This is a genomic window from Bartonella sp. OT172YNZD (genome assembly GCF_042193725.1).
Classification (GTDB): Bacteria; Pseudomonadota; Alphaproteobacteria; order Rhizobiales; family Rhizobiaceae; genus Bartonella; species Bartonella grahamii_A.
On record NZ_JBHILZ010000099.1, the window covers coordinates 1 to 632 of the forward strand.

A 632-nucleotide genomic window follows, 5' to 3' on the forward strand; every position below is an offset into this window, starting at 1 on the left:
CTTGGAGCAATCCTGATTAATAATAATGCACTCGATCGCGTTTCAGACTTTCTCAAAGCAGAACATTTTTTTGAAACGCTACATCAAAAGATCTTTGAGATTGTCTTGAAAATTGTTCAAAAGGGTCATCTTGCAAACCCCATTACAATCAAGCCCTATATCCAAATGGAAGAAAAAATTGGAGATATTACTGTATACCAGTATGTTGTTCGCTTAGCCACAGAGGCAGTCACTATTATTAACGCTGAAGATTATGGACGTGTCATTTACGATCTTTTTATCCGCCGGTCTTTGATTAATCTTGGCAATGAAGTTGCCAATACAGCTTTTGATGCGCCTCTGGAGTTCACACCTTTCCAACAAATTGAAACGATTGAAAATCAATTATTTGAGTTAGCCGAAAAAGGAAAATATGGAGGTGGGTTTGAAAACTTTGATACAGCCATTGCAAAAGCACTTAACATGGCAAGTGCAGCGAAAAAGCGTTCCTCAAGGCTCTCAGGGATAGCTACCCATATTAAAACACTTGATGAGAAAATGGGAGGGTTACAAGCATCTGATTTGATTATCCTTGCGGGGCGCCCTGCTATGGGGAAAACCTCTCTGGCGACCAATATTGCTTTTAATATTGC

At 39.6% G+C, this 632-nt stretch carries 1 protein-coding gene; it reads left to right on the forward strand.

From position 1 onward, the window contains the following. The coding region (locus ACFIJS_RS09245) for a DnaB-like helicase N-terminal domain-containing protein (RefSeq protein WP_375651333.1) at window positions 1–632 on the forward strand (632 nt) is incomplete at both ends.